General features: G+C 53.9%; 17 protein-coding genes, 6 tRNA genes and 1 rRNA gene. 8 read left to right on the top strand and 16 right to left on the bottom strand.

All coding sequences use genetic code 11. The features are described from left to right. Nucleotides 1-163 precede the first annotated feature (163 nt). From J2X61_RS35215 to hprK, 5 genes are all read left to right on the top strand, one after another. Nucleotides 164-1,120: an AAA family ATPase gene (locus J2X61_RS35215; RefSeq protein ID WP_310195027.1), complete on the top strand. Its 957-nt coding sequence runs from the start codon at nt 164-166 to the stop codon at nt 1,118-1,120. Between the two features lie 4 nt (nt 1,121-1,124). Next, nucleotides 1,125-2,276, top strand: a complete 1,152-nt coding sequence (locus J2X61_RS35210) for a DUF58 domain-containing protein (RefSeq protein ID WP_310195025.1) — start codon at nt 1,125-1,127, stop codon at nt 2,274-2,276. After that, nucleotides 2,239-3,606, top strand: a complete 1,368-nt coding sequence (locus J2X61_RS35205) for a DUF4129 domain-containing protein (protein WP_310195023.1) — start codon at nt 2,239-2,241, stop codon at nt 3,604-3,606. The genes J2X61_RS35210 and J2X61_RS35205 overlap by 38 nt, the downstream gene beginning before the upstream one ends. A gap of 138 nt (nt 3,607-3,744) precedes the next feature. Next, a complete protein-coding gene (locus J2X61_RS35200) occupies nt 3,745-3,915 on the top strand; it encodes a hypothetical protein (protein WP_274473334.1) in 171 nt (56 codons plus the stop codon). Nucleotides 3,916-4,164: 249 nt separating this feature from the next. Next, nucleotides 4,165-5,073, top strand: coding sequence for an HPr(Ser) kinase/phosphatase (hprK, locus tag J2X61_RS35195; protein WP_274473333.1), 909 nt, complete (start codon nt 4,165-4,167; stop codon nt 5,071-5,073). Between the two features lie 217 nt (nt 5,074-5,290). On the opposite strand, the gene J2X61_RS35190 is transcribed toward hprK, so the two are convergent. Beyond that, nucleotides 5,291-5,824: a hypothetical protein gene (locus tag J2X61_RS35190; protein WP_310195020.1), complete on the bottom strand. Its 534-nt coding sequence runs from the start codon at nt 5,822-5,824 to the stop codon at nt 5,291-5,293. A gap of 146 nt (nt 5,825-5,970) precedes the next feature. On the opposite strand from J2X61_RS35190, the gene J2X61_RS35185 reads away from it, so the two are divergent. Then, complete coding sequence (locus J2X61_RS35185; protein ID WP_310195019.1) at nt 5,971-6,975, top strand: hypothetical protein; 1,005 nt, start codon at nt 5,971-5,973, stop codon at nt 6,973-6,975. Between the two features lie 145 nt (nt 6,976-7,120). Here the strand turns inward: J2X61_RS35185 and J2X61_RS35180 are convergent, their stop codons facing one another. The 7 genes from J2X61_RS35180 to J2X61_RS35150 all read right to left on the bottom strand — a co-directional run bounded on the left by J2X61_RS35180 (nt 7,121) and on the right by J2X61_RS35150 (nt 16,034). Further along, nucleotides 7,121-7,363, bottom strand: coding sequence for a hypothetical protein (locus tag J2X61_RS35180; RefSeq protein WP_274473329.1), 243 nt, complete (start codon nt 7,361-7,363; stop codon nt 7,121-7,123). Between the two features lie 42 nt (nt 7,364-7,405). Continuing rightward, nucleotides 7,406-9,409, bottom strand: coding sequence for a transglycosylase domain-containing protein (locus tag J2X61_RS35175; RefSeq protein ID WP_310195015.1), 2,004 nt, complete (start codon nt 9,407-9,409; stop codon nt 7,406-7,408). Nucleotides 9,410-9,555: 146 nt separating this feature from the next. Next, complete coding sequence (locus J2X61_RS35170; protein ID WP_274473327.1) at nt 9,556-10,434, bottom strand: aldo/keto reductase; 879 nt, start codon at nt 10,432-10,434, stop codon at nt 9,556-9,558. A gap of 144 nt (nt 10,435-10,578) precedes the next feature. Further along, nucleotides 10,579-12,237: a thiamine pyrophosphate-binding protein gene (locus tag J2X61_RS35165; protein ID WP_310195012.1), complete on the bottom strand. Its 1,659-nt coding sequence runs from the start codon at nt 12,235-12,237 to the stop codon at nt 10,579-10,581. 5 nt (nt 12,238-12,242) lie between these two features. Continuing rightward, complete coding sequence (locus J2X61_RS35160; protein WP_310195009.1) at nt 12,243-14,042, bottom strand: GAF domain-containing sensor histidine kinase; 1,800 nt, start codon at nt 14,040-14,042, stop codon at nt 12,243-12,245. A 21-nt stretch (nt 14,043-14,063) separates the two neighbouring features. Then, a complete protein-coding gene (locus tag J2X61_RS35155; RefSeq protein ID WP_274473324.1) occupies nt 14,064-14,954 on the bottom strand; it encodes a GGDEF domain-containing response regulator in 891 nt (296 codons plus the stop codon). Between the two features lie 42 nt (nt 14,955-14,996). Beyond that, nucleotides 14,997-16,034 carry an HD-GYP domain-containing protein gene (locus J2X61_RS35150; protein ID WP_274473323.1) on the bottom strand — a complete coding sequence of 346 codons (1,038 nt, stop codon included), beginning with the start codon at nt 16,032-16,034 and terminating at the stop codon, nt 14,997-14,999. A 337-nt stretch (nt 16,035-16,371) separates the two neighbouring features. Between J2X61_RS35150 and J2X61_RS35145 the strand changes: the two genes are divergently transcribed. Further along, nucleotides 16,372-16,941 carry a DUF1697 domain-containing protein gene (locus tag J2X61_RS35145; protein WP_274473322.1) on the top strand — a complete coding sequence of 190 codons (570 nt, stop codon included), beginning with the start codon at nt 16,372-16,374 and terminating at the stop codon, nt 16,939-16,941. A gap of 53 nt (nt 16,942-16,994) precedes the next feature. On the opposite strand, the gene J2X61_RS35140 is transcribed toward J2X61_RS35145, so the two are convergent. The 3 genes from J2X61_RS35140 to J2X61_RS35130 all read right to left on the bottom strand — a co-directional run bounded on the left by J2X61_RS35140 (nt 16,995) and on the right by J2X61_RS35130 (nt 17,257). Continuing rightward, a tRNA-Pro gene (locus J2X61_RS35140) sits at nt 16,995-17,068 on the bottom strand. Between the two features lie 30 nt (nt 17,069-17,098). Then, a tRNA-Arg gene (locus J2X61_RS35135) sits at nt 17,099-17,175 on the bottom strand. 7 nt (nt 17,176-17,182) lie between these two features. Continuing rightward, nucleotides 17,183-17,257 (bottom strand) — tRNA-Gly (locus tag J2X61_RS35130). 166 nt (nt 17,258-17,423) lie between these two features. Here J2X61_RS35130 and J2X61_RS35125 point away from each other — a divergent pair. Continuing rightward, nucleotides 17,424-18,266 (top strand): AraC family transcriptional regulator, encoded by an 843-nt coding sequence (locus J2X61_RS35125; RefSeq protein ID WP_274473321.1) that lies wholly within the window; start codon nt 17,424-17,426, stop codon nt 18,264-18,266. A 10-nt stretch (nt 18,267-18,276) separates the two neighbouring features. Here the strand turns inward: J2X61_RS35125 and J2X61_RS35120 are convergent, their stop codons facing one another. From J2X61_RS35120 to rrf, 5 genes are all read right to left on the bottom strand, one after another. Further along, nucleotides 18,277-18,987, bottom strand: coding sequence for a phytanoyl-CoA dioxygenase family protein (locus J2X61_RS35120; protein ID WP_274473320.1), 711 nt, complete (start codon nt 18,985-18,987; stop codon nt 18,277-18,279). 152 nt (nt 18,988-19,139) lie between these two features. Continuing rightward, a tRNA-Leu gene (locus J2X61_RS35115) sits at nt 19,140-19,219 on the bottom strand. Between the two features lie 16 nt (nt 19,220-19,235). Further along, nucleotides 19,236-19,311: transfer RNA gene (locus tag J2X61_RS35110), tRNA-Lys, on the bottom strand. An 8-nt stretch (nt 19,312-19,319) separates the two neighbouring features. Further along, nucleotides 19,320-19,396 (bottom strand) — tRNA-Met (locus J2X61_RS35105). Nucleotides 19,397-19,440: 44 nt separating this feature from the next. Next, nucleotides 19,441-19,532 (bottom strand): 5S ribosomal RNA (gene rrf / locus J2X61_RS35100); the annotation flags it as partial.

Below are 19,532 nucleotides of genomic sequence, written 5' to 3'. Positions count from 1 at the left end.
ACCACATTGTACTCACTGCCTATCGAATACACAACAGCAGCCGAGGTTATCGAAGGAAGTCGTGGTAAATTTACCCTAGGGTCTGTTAAAATGAGAAGGGACAGCCATTATGTATTCTTTGACATATTAGTTAACGACATTAATCGTTTGGGAGGAACCGCCGTTGGATTTCGCACAGCTGGGACGCATGGCTTCACGAATCAAGGAGAATGTAGGCAAAGTCATTGTAGGGAAAGACGATACGATCGAGCTGATGGTCATCGCGCTCATCGCTTCCGGCCATGTGCTGCTGGAGGACGTGCCCGGCACCGGCAAAACACAGCTCGCCAAGGCGCTGGCCCGTTCGCTCGACGGCACGATGAAGCGCATTCAATTCACGCCCGATCTGCTGCCTTCGGATGTTAGCGGCATTAACTTTTACAACCAGAAGCTGGCGGAGTTCGAATTCCGCCCGGGCCCGCTGTTCGCCCACATCGTGCTCGCCGATGAGATAAACCGGGCGACGCCGCGTACGCAATCCGCGCTGCTGGAATCCATGGAGGAGCGCCAGGTAAGCATCGACGGGGAAACGCACGCGCTCGAAGCGCCGTTCCTCGTGATCGCGACACAGAACCCCGTCGAGAATCACGGGACGTTCCCGCTCCCGGAAGCGCAGCTCGACCGCTTCCTGATGAAGCTCTCCCTCGGCTACCCGGCCGCCGCCGAGCAGGTCCAGATCTTGAAGCGCTACCGGCAGCAGGACCCGCTCGAGGCGCTGCAGCCGGCCGTCAGCCGCGCGGAGCTGCTGGAAGCGCAGCGCTTGTTCCCGCAGGTGCGCGTCAACGACGAGCTGCTGCAGTACATCGTGCAGCTCGCGGAAGCGACGCGCACGCATGCCGATGCGGCGCTCGGCGTCTCGCCGCGCGGCATCCGCGCCTTGATGAAATCGGCGCAGGTACTCGCCGCGCTGCGCGGCCGCGATTACGTGCTGCCGGACGACATCAAGGCGCTGGCGCAGCCCGTCTGGGCGCACCGCATCTTGCTGCGGACGCGGTCGCGGCAGCAGGATCAGCAGGTGCAAGCACTGCTGGCAGGCGTTCTCGCCGCGACCCCCGTGCCTACGGAAGTGAAGCTGGGGTAAGCCCATGAGCATCGCATGGATTGTGCTCATTGCCGCCCTCCTCTTCCTTGTGCAGCATGCAGTCTTCGCTCGTTTGGGGTTCCGCGGCCTTACGATCGGGCGAACATTCAGCCAGAAGCACGCACATGCCGGGGACCGCATCGAAATGATTGAAACGATCGTGAACCGCAAGCTGGCCCCGATCCCGTGGCTGCGCTTGGAGTCCACCATCCACGCCGGTCTGCATTTCGCGAGAATGAGCAATCTCGCGGTCAGCAGCGGCGAGATTTTCCAGAATCACCGCAACCTCTTCTCGTTGATGCCCTATACCCGCATCGTCAGGCGGCACCAGGTCGTCTGCGGGAAGCGAGGCTGGTATAAACTTGAAACCGTTTCCGCCTCCATCGGAGATCTAGCCGGCGTTCAAGCCGCCACGAAGAGCCAGCGGGTAGCGCTGGAGCTTCTCGTCTACCCCCGTCTCGTCAGCCGGGAGGAGATCCCGCTGCCGTCCAGCCGCTGGCAGGGAGACGTTACCGTGAAGCGCTGGATCATGCCCGACCCGTTCCTCGTCTCCGGTGTGCGGGAGTACCGTTATGGGGATACGATGAACAGCATCCATTGGAAAGCGACCGCACGCAGCCAGCGGCTCCAGGTGTACAATCGGGAGTTCACGGCGGACCCGAGGCTGCTTATCGTCGTGAATACGCAGATTACGCCGACCATGTGGGATGCGGTCAGCGATCCGGAGCTCGTCGAGAAAGGCTTGTCCTACGCCGCCACGCTGGCGGAATACGCGGTAAGCCAAGGCGTGCCCGCAGGCTTCGGCTACAACGGCTCGCTGCAAGGCCAGCCCGGCGTGCCCGTGTATGTAGCACCGGCGGGCGGGCATCCGCATCTGGCCTACATCTTTGAAACGATGGCTAAGGCTGCGGTCTCCTGCACCCGCTCTTGCGCCGACTACCTCGACGGGTGGGTCGAGCGGGAAGGAAGCGCCATGGACATCGTTCTGCTGACGGCTTTCGTATCGGAGGCCATCGAAGCCAGCATCCAGCAGCTGGAGGCCTCGGGACATTCCGTCTTCATCGTTCCCTTGCAGCATGAGCTGCTAAACTTGCACGACACGGAGGGAGGTTCCCGGGATGACGGCACCGCTTCAAGAGCAAGCACGGCAGGCTAGCCTGGAGACATGGCTGCGCGCTTTCGGGTTATCATGGCTGTTCGCCTTCATCGAGCTGATCTTATTCGCGCCGCTGGTCGTGCTTGCGCACGCCTATTTGTCCGAGACGTCCATCTGGCTGTTCGCTCTGCAGCTTCTGCTATGCTATGTAGCAGGACGCTTGCTTGGGCGCATTCGCTGGCTTTCCCGCACGCTCTATGAGCTTACCGGAAGCCTATTAACCGGATGGGCTGCGGCCTCGCTCTTCCAAGGCAGCGGTTGGCACAGCTGGGCATGCGCCGCTATCGGGCTGCTTCTCGCCTTTCGCGGGTTACGCTGCTCGAAGTTCGGCTGGAACGCTTTATTCCCTCCCGCCGGATATTTGACGGCCGGCTTGCTGTATGTCATCGCTGTTCCGGTGATGGGACGTCTCACCTTATTTCATCCGTATATGGGCTGGTTGAACGGACTTGGCTTCGTCTCGATGGTCATCTTCTTCTGCGCTACGCATCATGCCCGGCTGCTCGCAGCGACATTAGCCGGAGACGAACAGACAGCCGCGTCATCGCTATCCCGGACCGTGAAACGCTCCAGCCGCATATGGTTAATGACCTTACTTATGATCATCGCTTTCGTCGGGTACTTCCAGCAGGTTCGTCATGCTCTAGGTTCCTGGCTGCGGGCTGCGATCGCATGGGTACTCGGTCTGCTGCAGTCCGATCCGCCGCCGGATGCGCCGCCCGAGCCTAACCCTACGGCGATGCCGCCGCTGCTGCCGCCCGCTTCCCCGAAGGAACCGAGCTGGCTTGATACGCTGTTCCACTATGTGCAAGTGGTGTTCGGGTACCTCATTGTGATAGCCGTCGTCCTGCTTGCCGTCTATCTCATTGTCTCGAAACTGGCACCTGCCCTGCGTAAGCTTCTCATGCGTCTGATGAAACGATCGGTCGGCAGCGGACATCCGGATGGCTCCGATGGTTACATCGATGAGAAGGAAGCACTGGTGGATTGGAGAGAGCTGCCGCGTTACTGGCTGCGCAATAGGAAGCTCGGCCGGGAACGGGGACAGGCGAAGAAATGGTCGCATCTGCCGAACAACCGGGAGCGCGTCCGTTACTTGTACCGGCTGCTCATTGAACGGGCCGCGCAAAGCGGATATTCGTACAATCGCGCCTTAACGCCGAACGAAACGGAACAAGATCTCGCCGGCCGACAGCTGCCGGCCGACACCGTTCACGCCATCACGTCTGCCTATAACGAGGTTCGGTACGGGGAATCCGATATCACTGACCGTAAGCTCGATGAAGTGCTGCAGTCGATCGAGCCTAAACTTCGCAATCACCTCAAATAGGCGCTTTGTAAACCACGAAGAGGCTGTGCAGCACCCGACTGCATGGCCTCTTGCACTTTTTTATGAGAAATCGTCACATTTCGTCCCGCCGCCGCATATGCATAATTGTTTGAATACAATTGATGAGGTGGTTTTGAGATGTTAGCATTAAAAACTAGCTGTGAAAGACAAGAAGTCGTTCAAACCCTGAATGACATGGGCTTGGATCAAATCGCAAGATGGATCATGGTACTGCCAGAAGACCGTTGGGAAAGCATGTTTCTATCGACATGGCCAACACTTGCGAAAAAATGCGGCTACAACAGGTAGGCTGCTTTTACATAAACATATGACACGACCTACTTGGCCTTTCGTCTCTTTGCGCTTCATGCAAAGAGCGTTTTTTTTATTTATTTTGCAGATTGGCGGTGGACCATCTGTGCATAATTGTAACGGAATTATGACAGCATTTACGCTTAAATCGTATTTGGAGTGTCGTTCAAACGCTTTCATGCAGGATTATCGCAATATGCGGGCGAAATACAAGGAAATTGCATGTTCACGAAGGAGGGACAGGTTGTGAAGCACGTCACTGTCAAAGATCTAGTCGAGCGCTTCTCGCTCGAAGTCCTGGCCGGACATTCCGAGCTGCATCGCCCGATTACCAAAACCAAAGCGCATCGCCCTGGCCTGGAGTTCGTCGGTTATTTCGAATATTTCCCGCAAGCTCACGTCCAGCTGCTCGGCCGCAAAGAAATTACGTATTTGCATAAATTGAGCGAAAATGAACGCAATCTGCATATCGGCAATATTGTCAAATATCATCCGCCTTGCTTCGTCGTCACCAGAAATCAAGAAGGCTTGAAATATTTAACGAAATATTGCGAGGAAGAGCGCATTCCGCTTCTGCGCACAGCTGCCGCCACAAGCAAATTTCAGGATCTGGTCGATTTGTTCTTGAGCAAGTCGCTCGCCCAGGAAATCGCAGTTCACGGTGTTTGCGTCAACGTTTCGGGCATCGGCATTTTGCTGCGCGGGAAGTCCGGGGTCGGCAAGAGCGAAACCGCCCACACGCTGATTCGCCGAGGGCACCGTTTGGTAGCCGATGATATTGTCGTTTTGAAAAAAATCAGCCCGGAGACGCTGCTCGGCACGCATAACGGGAAAACGAAGGAATTCCTGGCGCTTCGCAGCATCGGGTTGATTAACGTCTCGCGCCTCTACGGGCGCAAAGCGTTCCAGGACGAAACGCGCATTGTGCTCGACATCGAGCTGACCAAATGGCAGGAACATGCGCTTAATAACGATTTGGAGCTGGAGCCTTCTTATACCGAGTATATGGATATCAAAATTCCGCATATCGAAATCCAGCTGCAGCCGGGACGGGATGTGGCCGGATTGGTTGAGGCGGCGGCCAACTCTTGGTATTTGCGCCAGCAGGGCTATAGTGCGGCAGAGGAATTCATGCAGCGCTTGCAGAGCGATTAGCTGGGCGGGCTTAGAGCTCAACGCTCGCGTATGCTGAGCAATGCGTTGCTGCGCCGGCGGCTCAGGGCAGCCTTGGGGCGGGGCTTCGGCTGGACGCCTCTTATCGGCACTCTCCCGTCGGCTCAGGGCCGGCTGGTCCCCGCTTATCCGCACTCTCCCGTCGGCTCAGAACGTGTCGCCACTATCAATGAAAAAAGCAGCCTAGCGGCTGCTTCTTTCATTTCGCTTTCTCCCTTGTCCCCCAAGTCGGTGTGCTGATCCGAATCGTAAGCTCTTCGCCATCCTCTTCCTCCAGCTTCCGATAGGCTCTTTCTTGCCATAGCTGGTATAGGTACAGCATGAACGAAAGCCCCGTCATGATCAGAAAGATGTGGTACTGCTTTGCATTCACCATCCCCCATATGCCCATGCGTTCTGCAATCGGAATCCCGACATAAGAAAAAAACAAGTCTAGCGCAAGATTAATAACGACATACAACCAGACTCGTCCAAATGTAAAGTGACACACCCACATCATACCAACCATGAAAACACCAAAGGTAAATGACACACCTGTCACATACCCCCATGGGACAATCGAAGTTTTGATTTCCCACCATTTATACCTGTAAGCAATCTCAGAAACAATCGTCAGCAAAAGCGCCGCGAGAATAGATACAGGCATGTATCTGTAGATGCTGTTCCGCTTCATGACAAACAAGGATAACCACGGCAGAACGAGCGCTATCCACCCTAACCACTTGTTGAGCAAGCGATTTCCTCCTTCCGGGTTTAACTTTGTTTCTACCTTAACCCATTACCTAACCGATTATGCATGGCTCCATACGAACATACCCATCCCTCATACCGTCTCAAAACAACCTTCTTGACCGAAAGCTGTTAATGGAGGTGTTTCACATGTTAATGCGCAAAAAATTGCCCTTTTTCATCGTCACCGTTACGCTGATCGCTTTAGCGCTATGCGGCTGGACAGCCTATGCGGCAACTTCACCCGACTCTCCCCTTTCAACTTCGGTCAAAGGCACTCTCAAATCCTTGAACTCGGATGCCGTCACCGTGATTACTGAAAATGGAGATCAAACGGTTCCTTTGGCTAAATCAGTTTGGGTTTATCGCAATGACCAGAAGGCTCAGCTGTCCGATTTGAAAGCAGGAGACCAGATTGAAATAATAGTCAACAGCAAGCATCAGGCGGCTTATGTCAAAGCGGCGTCTGCCGCTGCGGTGGCCGTACCGTCGCCGTCTCCATCGGCCGCGCCTGCATCTGCGCAGCCTGAGCCGACTCCAACGCCCGTGCCTTCTCCGCAAGCCTCGGCGCAACCGTCGGCAGCAGCGCAACCGTCGGCAGCGCCATCGCCGAAACCGGCTCAACTTCCGGGTACCGCCCTTATTCCCGGTTTGGAGGACATCGACTTGAATGTCGACGGGAAGCATTTCAAGCTCCATATCAAACAATCCAAGGAACCGGGCGGCACGACGTACGATCTCAACGTGAAGCCTGACGGTGCGGGGATGATTCATCTCAAAGGCGAAGAAGCCGCGCAATGGATTCAGATGCTTCTCGCTTCCATCGATCTTCGTTCGGAAGGAGCCGAGTCGCGGATTGCCGCTCTGCTTGCGCAGCAGTACAACCTGGATGCCACCAAGCTGAATGTCCATATGAAAACCAAATGGGGGCAGCAGCAGCAACAGCAGGTTCAGCAGCAAGTTCAACAGCAGGCTCCAAAGCACGATGACGATGATGAGGATGACAACGATCAAGACCGCAATAGCGAGCAGAAGGTAGAAGCGAAAGAGGCGCAGTCTGGGCCCAAAAACGGTAAAGACCACAACGCCAATAAACAGCGCGGCAACGACGATCACAAAGCAAACGAGAAAGCGCGCGGTAACGACCGCGATTAAAAAAATGCAGCTCCCTAGCCATGAAAATGGCTTGGGAACTGCATTTTTTTTGTTCCTTTGCTCGCGCGCAGCACAGCTAACGGACATCACGTCCGTTATTCCTGCCAAAACCGCCCCGTTATCGCTCTAACGGACACACGGGACCCTATTTTGCCGTTTCCACGGCAAAATCACCCTCCCACCGGCGAATAGCGGCACCTGTGTCCGTTACATTTCCGCAGCGGCCGATATTCGCCGAATAAGTGCCGCTGTGTCCGTTAGCCGGCGGTCCGGCCCCTCGCCGAGCCATCCGGCCAGCAACTGCAAGGCCGATGCTTCCGTTCGCCGGCAGCGAGCCTCTTCTCGCGCCGCCTCGCCTCTCAGTCGCGCAGCGCCACCTGAGCCTCACCGCACAGCCCGCTCACGCCACGCCCGCGCGCAGCGACTAGCACTAGTCGTCCTTCTTACCTTTGCCGCGCCCTGGCTTCGCGCCCTTCTCGGGTTTCGCCTCTTTGTCCCCCTTCTCCGGCTTCTTAGGGTCCTCCGAGGAGATGGACGAGGCTGCTTCACGCCCTACAATCGGCATATCGAACGGCACAACCGGAGCTTGCGCCAGCGCCCGACTCATCATCTCCCGGAACAGAACGGCCGGCACCGCACCTCCGGAAGTCGTCAAATAATGCTCCTTGTCGGTACGGTCATACCCGACCCACACGGCCGCCGTCAGCTCCGGCGTATAGCCTACGAACCAGGCATCCTTCGCACTCCCGCTGCTGATGCCCTCGAATTCCTTCGTCTGCGGCAGCTGCGTGGTGCCTGATTTCCCCGCAACCGGACGATTCATCGCCGCATTCTTCCCTGTTCCCTGCTGCACCGCCACTTGCAGCATGGAGGTCATGGCATAGGCCGTCTCAGGCTTCATGACCGGGACACTCGCCGGAGCGGCTTGGACGAGCAAGTGCCCGTCGCCGGTCTCGATTTTCGAGATCGTATGCGCTTCGTGGAGATTGCCCTTGGCGGCAAAAGCACTGAACGCCTGCGCCATCTGCAGCGGCGACACGCCCTCGGACAAGCCGCCCAGCGCGATGCCGAGCTGCCGGTCTTGAGCGGGCAGCTGGATGCCCAGCGACTTGGCAAATTGGAGGCCCTGATCGATGCCGATTTCATGTAGGAGCCATACGGCCGGGACGTTCCACGACGACACGACGGCTTCCTGCATCGTCACCTGCCCCCGCGTCTGATGATCCCAATCCTGAGGCTGGTATCCCTCAATGTTGAGCGGTCCGTCATACAAAGTCGAGAACGGCGTGTAACCTCGCTCCAGAGCGGGACCATAGACGGCAATCGGCTTAAAGGAAGAGCCGGGCTGACGCTTCAACTGCGTCGCGTGGCTGAATCCGCGGAACACGCTCTCCCCTCTTCCGCCGGCCAAAGCGCGGATCCCGCCGGTTCGCTGATCGACGACCGCCGCTCCGCTTTGAATGAGCTGATCCGGCTTGCTTGCAGGGAACAAGCTGTCGTCCTTATACACCTCCGTTACCGCGTTCTGCACGGCGGGATCGAGCTCGGTCGTAATGCGCAAGCCGCCCGTGAGCAGCTGTTCTTCCGTAAAGCCATACAAGCGAACGGCTTCACTAATAACCGCATCCACATAAGCGGGATATCTGCCCTTGAGGTCGTCCGTCTTATCCGACCTGACAACGCCTAGCGGGCTCGCCTTGGCTTGTTCGTAAGCCTCCGGCGTAATTTTGCCCTCGTCGCGCATCAGCACAAGCACGGTGTTCCTGCGCTCCAGCGCCTGCGCTTCGTCTTGGAATGGGGAGTACCGGCTCGGCGCCTTCGGTAATGCGGCAAGCACGGCGGCTTCGGGCAGGGTCAGATCCTGTACATTTTTATGAAAATACGTCTTGGACGCCCCCTGCACCCCCCAACTGCCTTCCCCGAAATAAATGCTGTTGAGGTACATCTCCAAGATTTCGTCTTTGCTATACGACGTATCGATTCTGATCGCATAAGCGGCTTCACGCAGCTTGCGGCTGAGCGTTTTATCGGCGTTAAGAAAAAGGTTCTTGGCCAGCTGCTGCGTAATCGTGCTCGCACCCTCCGAGTAGCCGCCCCGCACCACATCGCGTGCCACTGCGCGCATAATGGATTGGAGGTCGATGCCTGTATGCGAATAAAACCGCCGGTCCTCCACCGCCACAATGGCATCTGTCAATACCTTCGGCATCTGGGATATCGGGACGGGATCGACCTTCGAAGAGGAGAGCTGCGCCGCCGCTTTGCCGTTCTTGTCGAGCACGAGCGTAGCCTCCGGGAGCGGCTGATTTAATTTGGATACGTCAAGTCCGCGAATATACGAGTAGCAGGACGCCACTACGACTATTCCCCCGGCAAGCAGCGTGCCACAAGAGACCAGCCAGAACTTTTTGTTTCTCCATAAACGTTTAACCATCTAAACTTCCCCCTTACATTCGCTTATAGGTATTCGTTGAATGCCAGGAGTAAGTGACGCATGGGGAGAGCCATTTCATGTCAATTTTGTGAGGCTGATAAAAAAATAAAAAACACCTCCCCCTAAGGGAAGGTGTCTTGCACAAATTAAGCGATCGACGTCGGAGCTCCGAACACGGACGTATAGCCGCTGATTCCGCTCAGGATTCGCTCGGCCTCCTCATTCGTCATCGAGCCATACCGCTCCACCGCCTCGACGATTTTGGGGAACAAATGAATATCCCCCGCACTGGCGAACCCGCTGAGCCCCGGGAACGACAAAACAAAATGCACGCAAGCATCAATGACCTGCTGTTGATCGAACGGCTCGTACCACGTTGCGTACGTACGATCCTGTCCCTCCGCCCACGGCGCCTTCGCGATCGCCTTAATGACGCGAACCGCCGCCTGCTGCTTGCCCGCCTCTTCCATCAAGGCGTCGAACGCTTCTCGGTACTCCGGCAAGCTGTACATATAGTAATTCAGCGGCAGCAGAACCGTAGCGAACGGATAGCGGCGCAGCGCCTCCAAATGAACGGCCGGTGCATCATGCCCATGGCCGGTAATGCCGATTTCCTTCACGATGCCTTCCGCCTTCGCTTCCAAAGCGGCTTCCAGAGCGCCGCCTTTCTCCGTACAACGGTCCAGCTCCTCCATCGAGCCTACGGCATGAAGCTGAAGCAAGTCGACCGAGCTCACCTGCATGCGCTCCAAGGAGCGGTAGATCTCTTCTTTCGCAGCCTGCTTCGATCTAAGTCCTGTCTTCGTAGCGAGGAAAATATCGTCCCTCACCCGGCTGATCGTCGGTCCCATACGCAGTTCGGCATCGCCGTAGGAGGCCGCTGTGTCAAAATGGTTCACACCATGCTGCAGCGCATAAGCGATGGAGGCGTCGGCCTCTTCCTGTGTCACATTCCCAAGACTTGCTGCGCCAAACATAACGACTGAGCTTTCGTAATTCAAACGACCTATGGTACGTTGTAACATGAATGAATCGCTCCTTCCGTATGGTTCTTGCACCCTTTTACCATATCACTTCAGGAACCCGTGTACAATCTCCTCCCCTCCTATGCATAAAAAAAAGCCCTTGGTTGCCGGCCAGCCGGCTGGCGCCCAAGAGTCTAATAGGGATTAATAGGTTGCTCCCTGCAGAAACTTCACTCGTTCCCCCATAGGTGGAATCTCATTTCCGTCTACAATCACTTCAACGACAACCGGACCTCCGTGAGCCAGCCATTCTTGCACGTTCTGAGGTTGAAGCTCGTCCAGCGATGTAATCTCTACACTACGCAGACCGAGCGAGCTCGCAATCCCTGCGATGCTAATCCGCTGCTGCGAGAAGTCATCCAGGCACCGTTTGTACTGCAGCATATGTCCATGGTATACCATGCCCAAGCGGGCGTTGTTGATGACGACGAAAACAATCGGAAGCTGATACTCCTTAGCCGTCAATACTTCCATCCCGTGCATGAAAAAGCATCCGTCGCCCGTTATGCAAATCGTAGGCCTGTCCGGCTCGGCCAGCTTCGCCCCGATCACTCCGCCCAGGCCTGAGCCCATACCGCCGAAATTGATGTCGATATCGAATTGTTGGCCGCTCTCGATGAGCAGGTTCTGGATGGAGTACGTCATGAACTCGCCGATATCAAGGAAGAACCGCGCATTCTTCGGTGCGGCAGCGCCAAGCCCGCGAATAGCCGCCCGCGTGTTCCATTTCTCCTCGACCGCTGCGCCCGCCGCAGCTTCGGCTAACCCGGCATAAGCATCGCTGACAGCTGCTTCATCCTTCTGTCCTTCGTCCGACAGCTGTTCAAGCAGCTCCGCGATGACCGCCTTGATTTCCCCATGAACCGGGTAATGAGTCTCATACACTTTGCCCAGCTCACGGCTATCGTAATCGATGTGCACGAGCTCGCGATTCGCGGTCAAACGCGGCTCCCAATTGCTCGTCGCCAGCTCGCCCAAGCTCGAGCCAATGATCAGCAGCACTTCGTGATTGCCGCCATTTAAATATTCGCTCGCCTTAATATTCGCGGAGAGTCCGTATACCCCCAAGGACAGCGGATGCTCCTCCGGGAAAGCGCCCTTGCCCCTCGGTGTCGTCGCTACGCCCCAGCCTAACGCCTCAGCGAACGGCACGACCAAGTCCGCCGCTGCTTTAGCCCCGCTGCCGAGCAGAATAGCTCCGGACGAACCTGCCGCCTTCAACCGCTGCACAGCCGCGCTGACTGCAGCCCAATCCGTCGCCCGCTGCTCGATTTGTGGTAGCACCGGCAGCTCTCTTGCGCCGATCTCCGTCATCTGAATATCTATCGGAATCGCCAAATGCACCGGTCCCGGCACACCGCTAATGGCCGTATGGAACGCCTCCGCCATAATCTCAGGCAGCGCCTCAGGATTCAGAACGGTACGGCTCATCTTCGTAATCGAAGCGAAGATCGGCTCCGCATACAGCTCCTGCGCGCCTCCCTTGCCCAGCTTCGTAGAAGGCACCGAGCCTGTGATGAAAATAACAGGCAGCTTCTGTTTCCAAGCGTTGGCCGCCGGCGTCACCAAATTCGTCGCTCCCGGACCGCTGGAAGCTACGCACAAGGAAGGAATGCCGGTAATGCGTGTGTAGGCCCCTGCCATGTACCCGGAGCTGTTCTCATGCTTGGCTACGATCGGCTTAAGCTCAGGAATATCCAGAAGGGCATCATAAATAGCATTGATAGAGCCCGCCGGAATACCGAATACATATTTCACACCCTGCTGTACTAGAAATCTCAATGCTAGTTCAATTGCCCGCATTCTCGTTACTCCTTTCCCGTAGGTAAAGTAAATTTAAATACCGAACCTTGGCCTTCGCTGCTGTCGAACCAGATGCGGCCGCCGTGCAGCTCGATGAGCTGTTTGGAAATGGCCAGCCCTAAGCCGGTGCCGTTGATTTGATTATTAGCCTGATAAAATTTCGTGAAAATGTTCTTCTGCTTCTCGAACGGAATGCCGATCCCGTTATCGTGCACTTCGACCGTGAGCAGGTTGTCCTCGAACTTCGTTTTGATGGTAATGACGCCTAGCGGCGGCGTAAACTTGATCGCGTTCGAGAGGAGGTTCAACAGGATCTGCAGAATGCGCTGCTTATCGACTTGGACGACACTGTCCGTATCCGCATCCGTTTCTACAATGAGAACGAGCTTCTTCTTGTTAATGAGCGACTGCACGATCTCGACGGACTCCTTCACAATATCATTGAAGTCCGCCTCCGTGTACATCAGCTCGAACTTGCCGTTCTCCATTTTCGCGAAATCGAGAAGCTCGTTCACTTGATCGAGCAGACGGTCGATCGATTTGGCGGCTATATCCAACAGATCCTTCTGGGACTCATTGAGATCGCCGAGAATCCCTTTGCCCAGAATATCGACGGAACCCTTAACCGCTGTAATCGGCGTGCGAAGCTCATGGGACAGCGTTGCGATGAAGTCGCTCTTCAGCTCGTTCAGATGCTCCAGCTCCCGAACCAGCCCCTCCAGTTTGAAATTAGCATGCTGCAGCTCAATCGAACGCTCATGAACGGAATGATCCAGCTTCTCCGTATGCTGGGCGTTGGATAGGGCGGTTGCCGTCGCATCGGAGATCGATTGGCAGAATTCCAGAATGCTCGCTTCATATTTCCGCTGCTTGCCGATGGACGGAATTGCTACGACTCCGTATACCGAGCCTTTGGCCACGAGCGGGAAGACCATGATGCTTCTGATGTCAAAAGAGACGAAAGCCTTATGATTCGGCCGTGGATCCGCATAGACATCCTCGATAGCGGCTGCTTTTTTCTCCGTGATGACTTCATACAACAGCCGGTCGTTCTCAATCGTCAGCTTCACTTCGCGATGCTTCACTTTCCACTCGTCCATCGTGACATTCTCGGAAGAGAGCTGGTAAGGCTCGATCGTATGCTCTTTCTCATTGTACAAATGAATACCGATGTCTTTCGATCCGCTAGCTTTGCGCATGTAATGAAAGAAAGTGTTCAATACATCCTTAACGGATAGAGATTCCGATAACGCCTTCGTGGCGTCAAGCAGAAGCTGCTGCTTCTCCATGAGCAGTTGACGCTGCTCAAACATGCGAATATTGCGAATCGCGACACTGGCCATGTTCACGAACGCTTCCGTCACTTCCATCTGCTCTTGCGTAATATTCATCGGCTTACCGAAATCGTGAACGAACACGAGACCGAACACCTCATTATCGACAATGACCGGAATACCGAGAATCGATTTAATCTTAAGCAGCTGCCGCTTCGACTGATCCAGTCTCAAATCCACACTCGTATCTGAAATATAGTCGCTGGCCTGATTGCGCAAAATGTCTCGGACAAACTCATCTTCCTTCGGATCAATCAGCAATTCCGTGATATCGACAGGCAGCTTATTGCCTTTATCCCCCTTGAACGTGCCATCGGGCTGTTTGAGGAAGAAGCCGACCAGATCGGCCTGGGTGATTTCCCCGGCTATGGCGTCTACGAATACCTGCAAGATTTCTGACAGCTCAAACTGCGAATTGATGACCTTCGTCATCTGAAACAACTTCTGAAAGCTCATAAGTTCCATGACCATGTTTCACCCATTCTCCTTTAATTAGCGTATCTTTATTTGATGTCTTCCGCTGTTTTTCGCTCCGAGAAGTGCTGAATCCGCTTGTGTGATCATTTGCTCAAAACAGGTAGGATCGAAATTGTTCGCAAGTCCTATGCTGACCGAAAATTCTTGGGATTTACTAGGCGCAAGACTGACCTTCAAGCAATCGACCTCTTTCACGATGCTGTCAGCAATCTCCATCGCGTTCGAATCTTTGTGCAAGAGCACCAAAAACTCGTCCCCGCCGTATCGAAAAGCCAGGTCGTGCTCGCTGGAAATCTTAGCCTGTATGATCGAGGCAACCTCACGCAGCACCTGATCGCCGACCAAGTGGCCCAAATTATCGTTAATGTCCTTGAAATAGTCCATATCGACCATCATCGCAGCGTGGAATTGCTTCTTCCCTTCCCTCATCATGGCGATTGTCATATCCAAGTAAGCCCGGTTGTATAGACCAGTCAGCGCATCCACATAGACCAGCTTGGCGAGCTGCTTATTGTCTTTCTTGAGGTTCTTCACCTGGGCCTTCTGGTGCAGGGCGATTTCAACTTTGCGTTCCAACACATCAAGGTCGAAGGGCTTCGTCAAATAATCGACGGCACCGAGCCGCAAGCCATGCAAAATATCTTCTTTCTGGGCGTTCGCCGATAAGAAGATGATCGGTATGTCGAAATCCGCTTCCGCCATTAACTGCCGGCAAATTTCAAAGCCTGTAATCTCCGGCATCATCACATCGAGCAAAATCAAATCCGGCATTAGATCTCTGACCATCGATAGCGCTTCTTTGCCGTCTTCAACCGTGAAAATTTCGTAGTGCAGCGAATTTAGAAAGATACGAAGAATATTAAGATTATGCGGCTCATCATCGATGATCAGAATACGTCCGTTCATTGATTATCCCATCTTTCATTTCAATAATAGTTGTTTGGAAAACTAATCATTCATTTGCATTTGCTCATCGATGATGCTCAGAAATATCCGCACTAGATCCTCGTCAAACTGTTTGCCCGCATGAATGAGCAGTTGCTCTCTTACCTCATGAACATGAAGCGAATTCCGATACACTCTCGTCGATGTCATCGCATCGAACGCATCCGCGATACACACAATCCGCACGAGATAAGGAATATCCTCCCCAACCAATTGGTCCGGATAGCCACGGCCATCCATGCGTTCGTGATGCCACCTGACCATCGGCAGAAGATGCTCGACCTCCGGCAGTTCCTTCAGCAGCTCATGTCCGATTACGGGATGCTGGCGGATTACGCGAAACTCATCGTCTGAAAGGCGGCCCGGCTTCATCAGGATGTGATCGGGAATGGCCAGCTTCCCAATATCGTGGAGCAGCGCTCCCAGCTTCAATGTTTCCAGTTCCACCTCGCTGACGCCGGCCTTGGCTCCTAGCAGCGTAGAATAGAAAGCCACATTGTAGCAGTGGTCCACTGTAAAACTATCTTTGACCCTAAGCGTGTTGAAAAGGCTCTCGTAGGCTTGCTGCTTCAGCACTTGCTTGCGGAACTGAATCTTCTTGATCAATTGCTCCATATGCAGCCTGATCAGATTGCACAGATGCAATTGCTCGTCTTTCAACATCGTATTCGAAGGAAAGGAGAACAAGAGAGCGCCGTAAGAAGAACCGTGTTTTATATGAAATCCATATATGCAGGCATATCTGGATTGAAGAAGATGTTCCTTCATTGTCCCGCTCGCCTCATCCATTGACAATCGCATTCCGTCGGGCGACAGGGAAAAAAACTGCGTTTGGAGAACTATGTATTTAAGATGCTCCATGACCGCTGTACTAATATTCACCGAATAAGCCGCTGGGGTAAGCTGATACTTATCATCCATTAGAAAAAGAGAGATATGTTCACAGCCAATTGATTTCTTGGCGATATCATTCAGTTGGCCGATCGATTCGAAGATGGAATCAGAATTGATTACATTCTTGAAAAACAATGAATTCTGCATAGATGTACCTCTTATTCTTATCAAGTAGACTACCCCAACTATTTAATTAGTACTAGTTCTTCTTATTAAGGACAATCTCCTCTATTATACTTAATAATTTCCAATATTTTAATATTTTTTTACTTTAATAGTTATAATTACACATAAACTCCGTCTTTTCGCGCGCCGTTCCCGTCGATTCGTGTCAACGCGTTTCATTCGCCCGATTTCCGGGATAAATATCGCCCGACACAATCTGACATCATCCTCTTATTTTATAATTAAACAGGTATAGTGTGAAAGTCATCTTAGTATGGTAATGTATGGCTATACGATAGAAAAGAAGGTAGTGGCATATATGAAGATTTATATCGCTTTCATTCGAGGTATTAACGTTGGCGGCAAAAACATCATTAAAATGGCGGATTTGCGGAAAGCTCTGGAGCAGACTGGCCTGCAGCGCGTTCAGACCTATATTCAAAGCGGCAATGTCCTGTTCGCATCTGCCGAGGATGAAGACCAACTGCGTAAGAAGATCGAAGACACGATCAACGCAGCCTTTCACATCCCTGCAGCCGTCATGCTAAGAACCGCCGATGAGCTGAGAACCAGCTTCGCGAATTGTCCGTTCTCCGAGTCGGAGATTGCCGAAGCGGAGTCCTTGTCCGACGCCGAGAGCCTCTATATCGCTTTCATGCCTGATGAGCCTTCAAGCGCAAGCTTGGCGAAGCTGGAAGCGTACCGAACGGACAACGACCAGTTCCGCGTTCAAGGCCGAGAGCTCGTCCTGCTGTATCGACACAGCGTCCTGAAATCCAAGCTCGCCAATAATCTGACGAAGCTGGATGTGCCTGTAACCGTGCGAAATTGGCGAACGTTAACGAAACTCGTAGCGTTAGCCAATGCCATGGAGGAACCGGAAAAATAAAAAAAAGCGTAATCTGTCAGTATCTCTACTGATCGGATTATGCTTCTTGTCGATCGGGACGACACGATTTGAACATGCGACCCCCTGCTCCCAAAGCAGGTGCTCTACCAAGCTGAGCTACGTCCCGGAACTGCTATGTATAAGTGCAAAACATAAATGGCGCGCTCTGAGAGATTCGAACTCCCGACCTTTTGATTCGTAGTCAAATGCTCTATCCAGCTGAGCTAAGAGCGCTAATTCATGGAGCGGAAGACGGGGATCGAACCCGCGACCCTCGCCTTGGCAAGGCGATGCTCTACCGCTGAGCCACTTCCGCATACGTTCCCGAAGTTGTTACCGGGCGGCGTTTGGTTCCGCTCGTTTTAGGGACAAGTAGTAATATAACAGGATTCTTTACAAAAAGCAAATCATTTTGGCACTTTTTTTTCACCAATTTTTTCCCTGATTGATTCGATAGTTGCCCATTGGAGGAGTTGACTGCATTGCCCCCCTTTTTCGATCCTAGCATCCCGCGGGAGTTCATTATCGAGGAACGGCTGGCCGTTTATACGCAGCATGATTTTCATACGCATGTCTCTCTTGAGATCAGCATTGCTCTCGACAGCTCGATGAAATACCCGATGGGCGATCAATGGTACTATGCGGATCCCGGCGATGTGTTTCTGCTCCGCCCTTTTGAGCCGCACTGGAATTTAATCCGGGAAGAGGGTAAGCCCGGCCGTTGGATCATGCTGCTCTTCTCACCGGAGTACATTTCCTTCATGCCCAAGGGAGACAGCCTGCTTGTTCCCTTCTATACGAAGAACGCCTCTCAGGTCATTCCTGCTGCCTCACCGTACGCCAGATGCATCGTGCGGCTGGCCCAGGAAGCACTGCTGGAGAAGGAGCACGCACAGCCAGGCTGGGACATCCAGTTGAAGACGCTCTTAATTCAGATTTTAGTTCAAATCCAACGGTACTATGCAGCCGTTTCCCTGGAACAATCGTCGGAATCAGGAGCGCTAACAGGGATCATTGCCGCTATCGAACATATCATGACCCATTGGGCGGAGGAGCTGGACATGGATGATCTCATCGAGCGGGCCGCGTTGAAGAAAACCTGGTTCTACACCAAGTTCAGAGAAGTAACCGGAATGTCTCCTCACGAATTTATCATCAGTCTCCGCCTTCAATACGCGGCACATATGCTGCTGTATACACAGGATACCATTACAGATATTGCCCTGCACTGCGGATTCGGCTCCTCCAGCTATTTCAATAAAGTGTTCAAAGAAAACCGAGGTCTGACGCCTAGTACGTACCGGAAGTCAAAGCCGTTAAGCTAACGCCGCCAGTCTAACCCCGCTTATAACCCGACAAGAGAACGCGATCCTCAAGCAGCTTGCCTGTTTGCGCATACCGGCAGTTCGCCGCTGCCGCTTGGAACGCATAGGCGCGCCTAGGCTTATCCGTATGATTCTTCTTGCTGTGGTGAAGCGTCTCCCGGTGAAAGAATACCGCGTCGCCAGGCGCAAGCGGCAGGCACGGAGCGCCATTCTCGGGCTCTGAGGCGCGTCTATGGCCCGGTTCCGTATTCATGTTGGGTAATCGGCCTAACAGATGCGAGCCGGGAGCCAGCCATAAGCCCGCGTTGTCCTGCGTGATCTCATCCAGTGCAACGAATCCGTTGAGCATGTGACCCAGAATATGCGTGTACTGATTATCCTGATGCCATTCCAGCCCGTTGCCTTGGGGAGCCACAACCGCGTACATGCCCATCCATAGCTTCACTTGGTCCCCTAGAATTTGCTCTAACACGCTGACAATCGCCGGATTCGTCAAGAAGGCCGTCGTCTCCGGGTACACCTCCTGCTCCTTAGCGATATCGATGATGCTTCTGCTCTTCCACTCGCCGGTTCCGCCTTCATTGGCAAACGCGGCATTCTCCCTGTTGATAGCCTCCACTGCCGCTTGATTCAGAAAACCTCGAGCATAAAAGTAACCTTCCCGATAAAATTGCTCAATCATCTCTTGGGTTAGTACGAAATTCGTCATCTCCGTTGTCATCGCGCTCAGCCTCCCTACCGTTTCGATTTCATTGTACTTGGAACGGTGCCGAGCGGGCTTGCATTTCGCTGTGCCATTATTAGCAATTTTGTTCACTAGTGCAAAATAGAAAAAGAGCAGCAACGATATAATCGTTACTGCTCCTAATAAGATGCGCGTAGAGGGACTTGAACCCCCACGGTCGCCCGCTAGATCCTAAGTCTAGTGCGTCTGCCAATTCCGCCATACGCGCTTATGAAAGACAAAAATGGTGAGTCATGTAGGATTCGAACCTACGACACCCTGATTAAAAGTCAGGTGCTCTACCAACTGAGCTAATGACTCGCAATCATTGGTTGCGGGGGCAGGATTTGAACCTGCGGCCTTCGGGTTATGAGCCCGACGAGCTACCGGGCTGCTCCACCCCGCGTCATTGTAGGCTAATACTCTCTATAAACACCCCAAATGGGGTCTGCTTGGCGACGTTCTACTCTCCCAGAACCCTGCGGTTCAAGTACCATCGACGCTGGAGGGCTTAACGGTCGTGTTCGAGATGGGAACGCGTG

This window comes from Bacillus sp. 3255, from assembly GCF_031456485.1.
Taxonomy (GTDB): Bacteria; Bacillota; Bacilli; order Paenibacillales; family NBRC-103111; genus Paenibacillus_E.
Note: the sequence above shows the minus strand (reverse complement) of the source record. Positions and strands in the feature narration are given on the sequence as shown.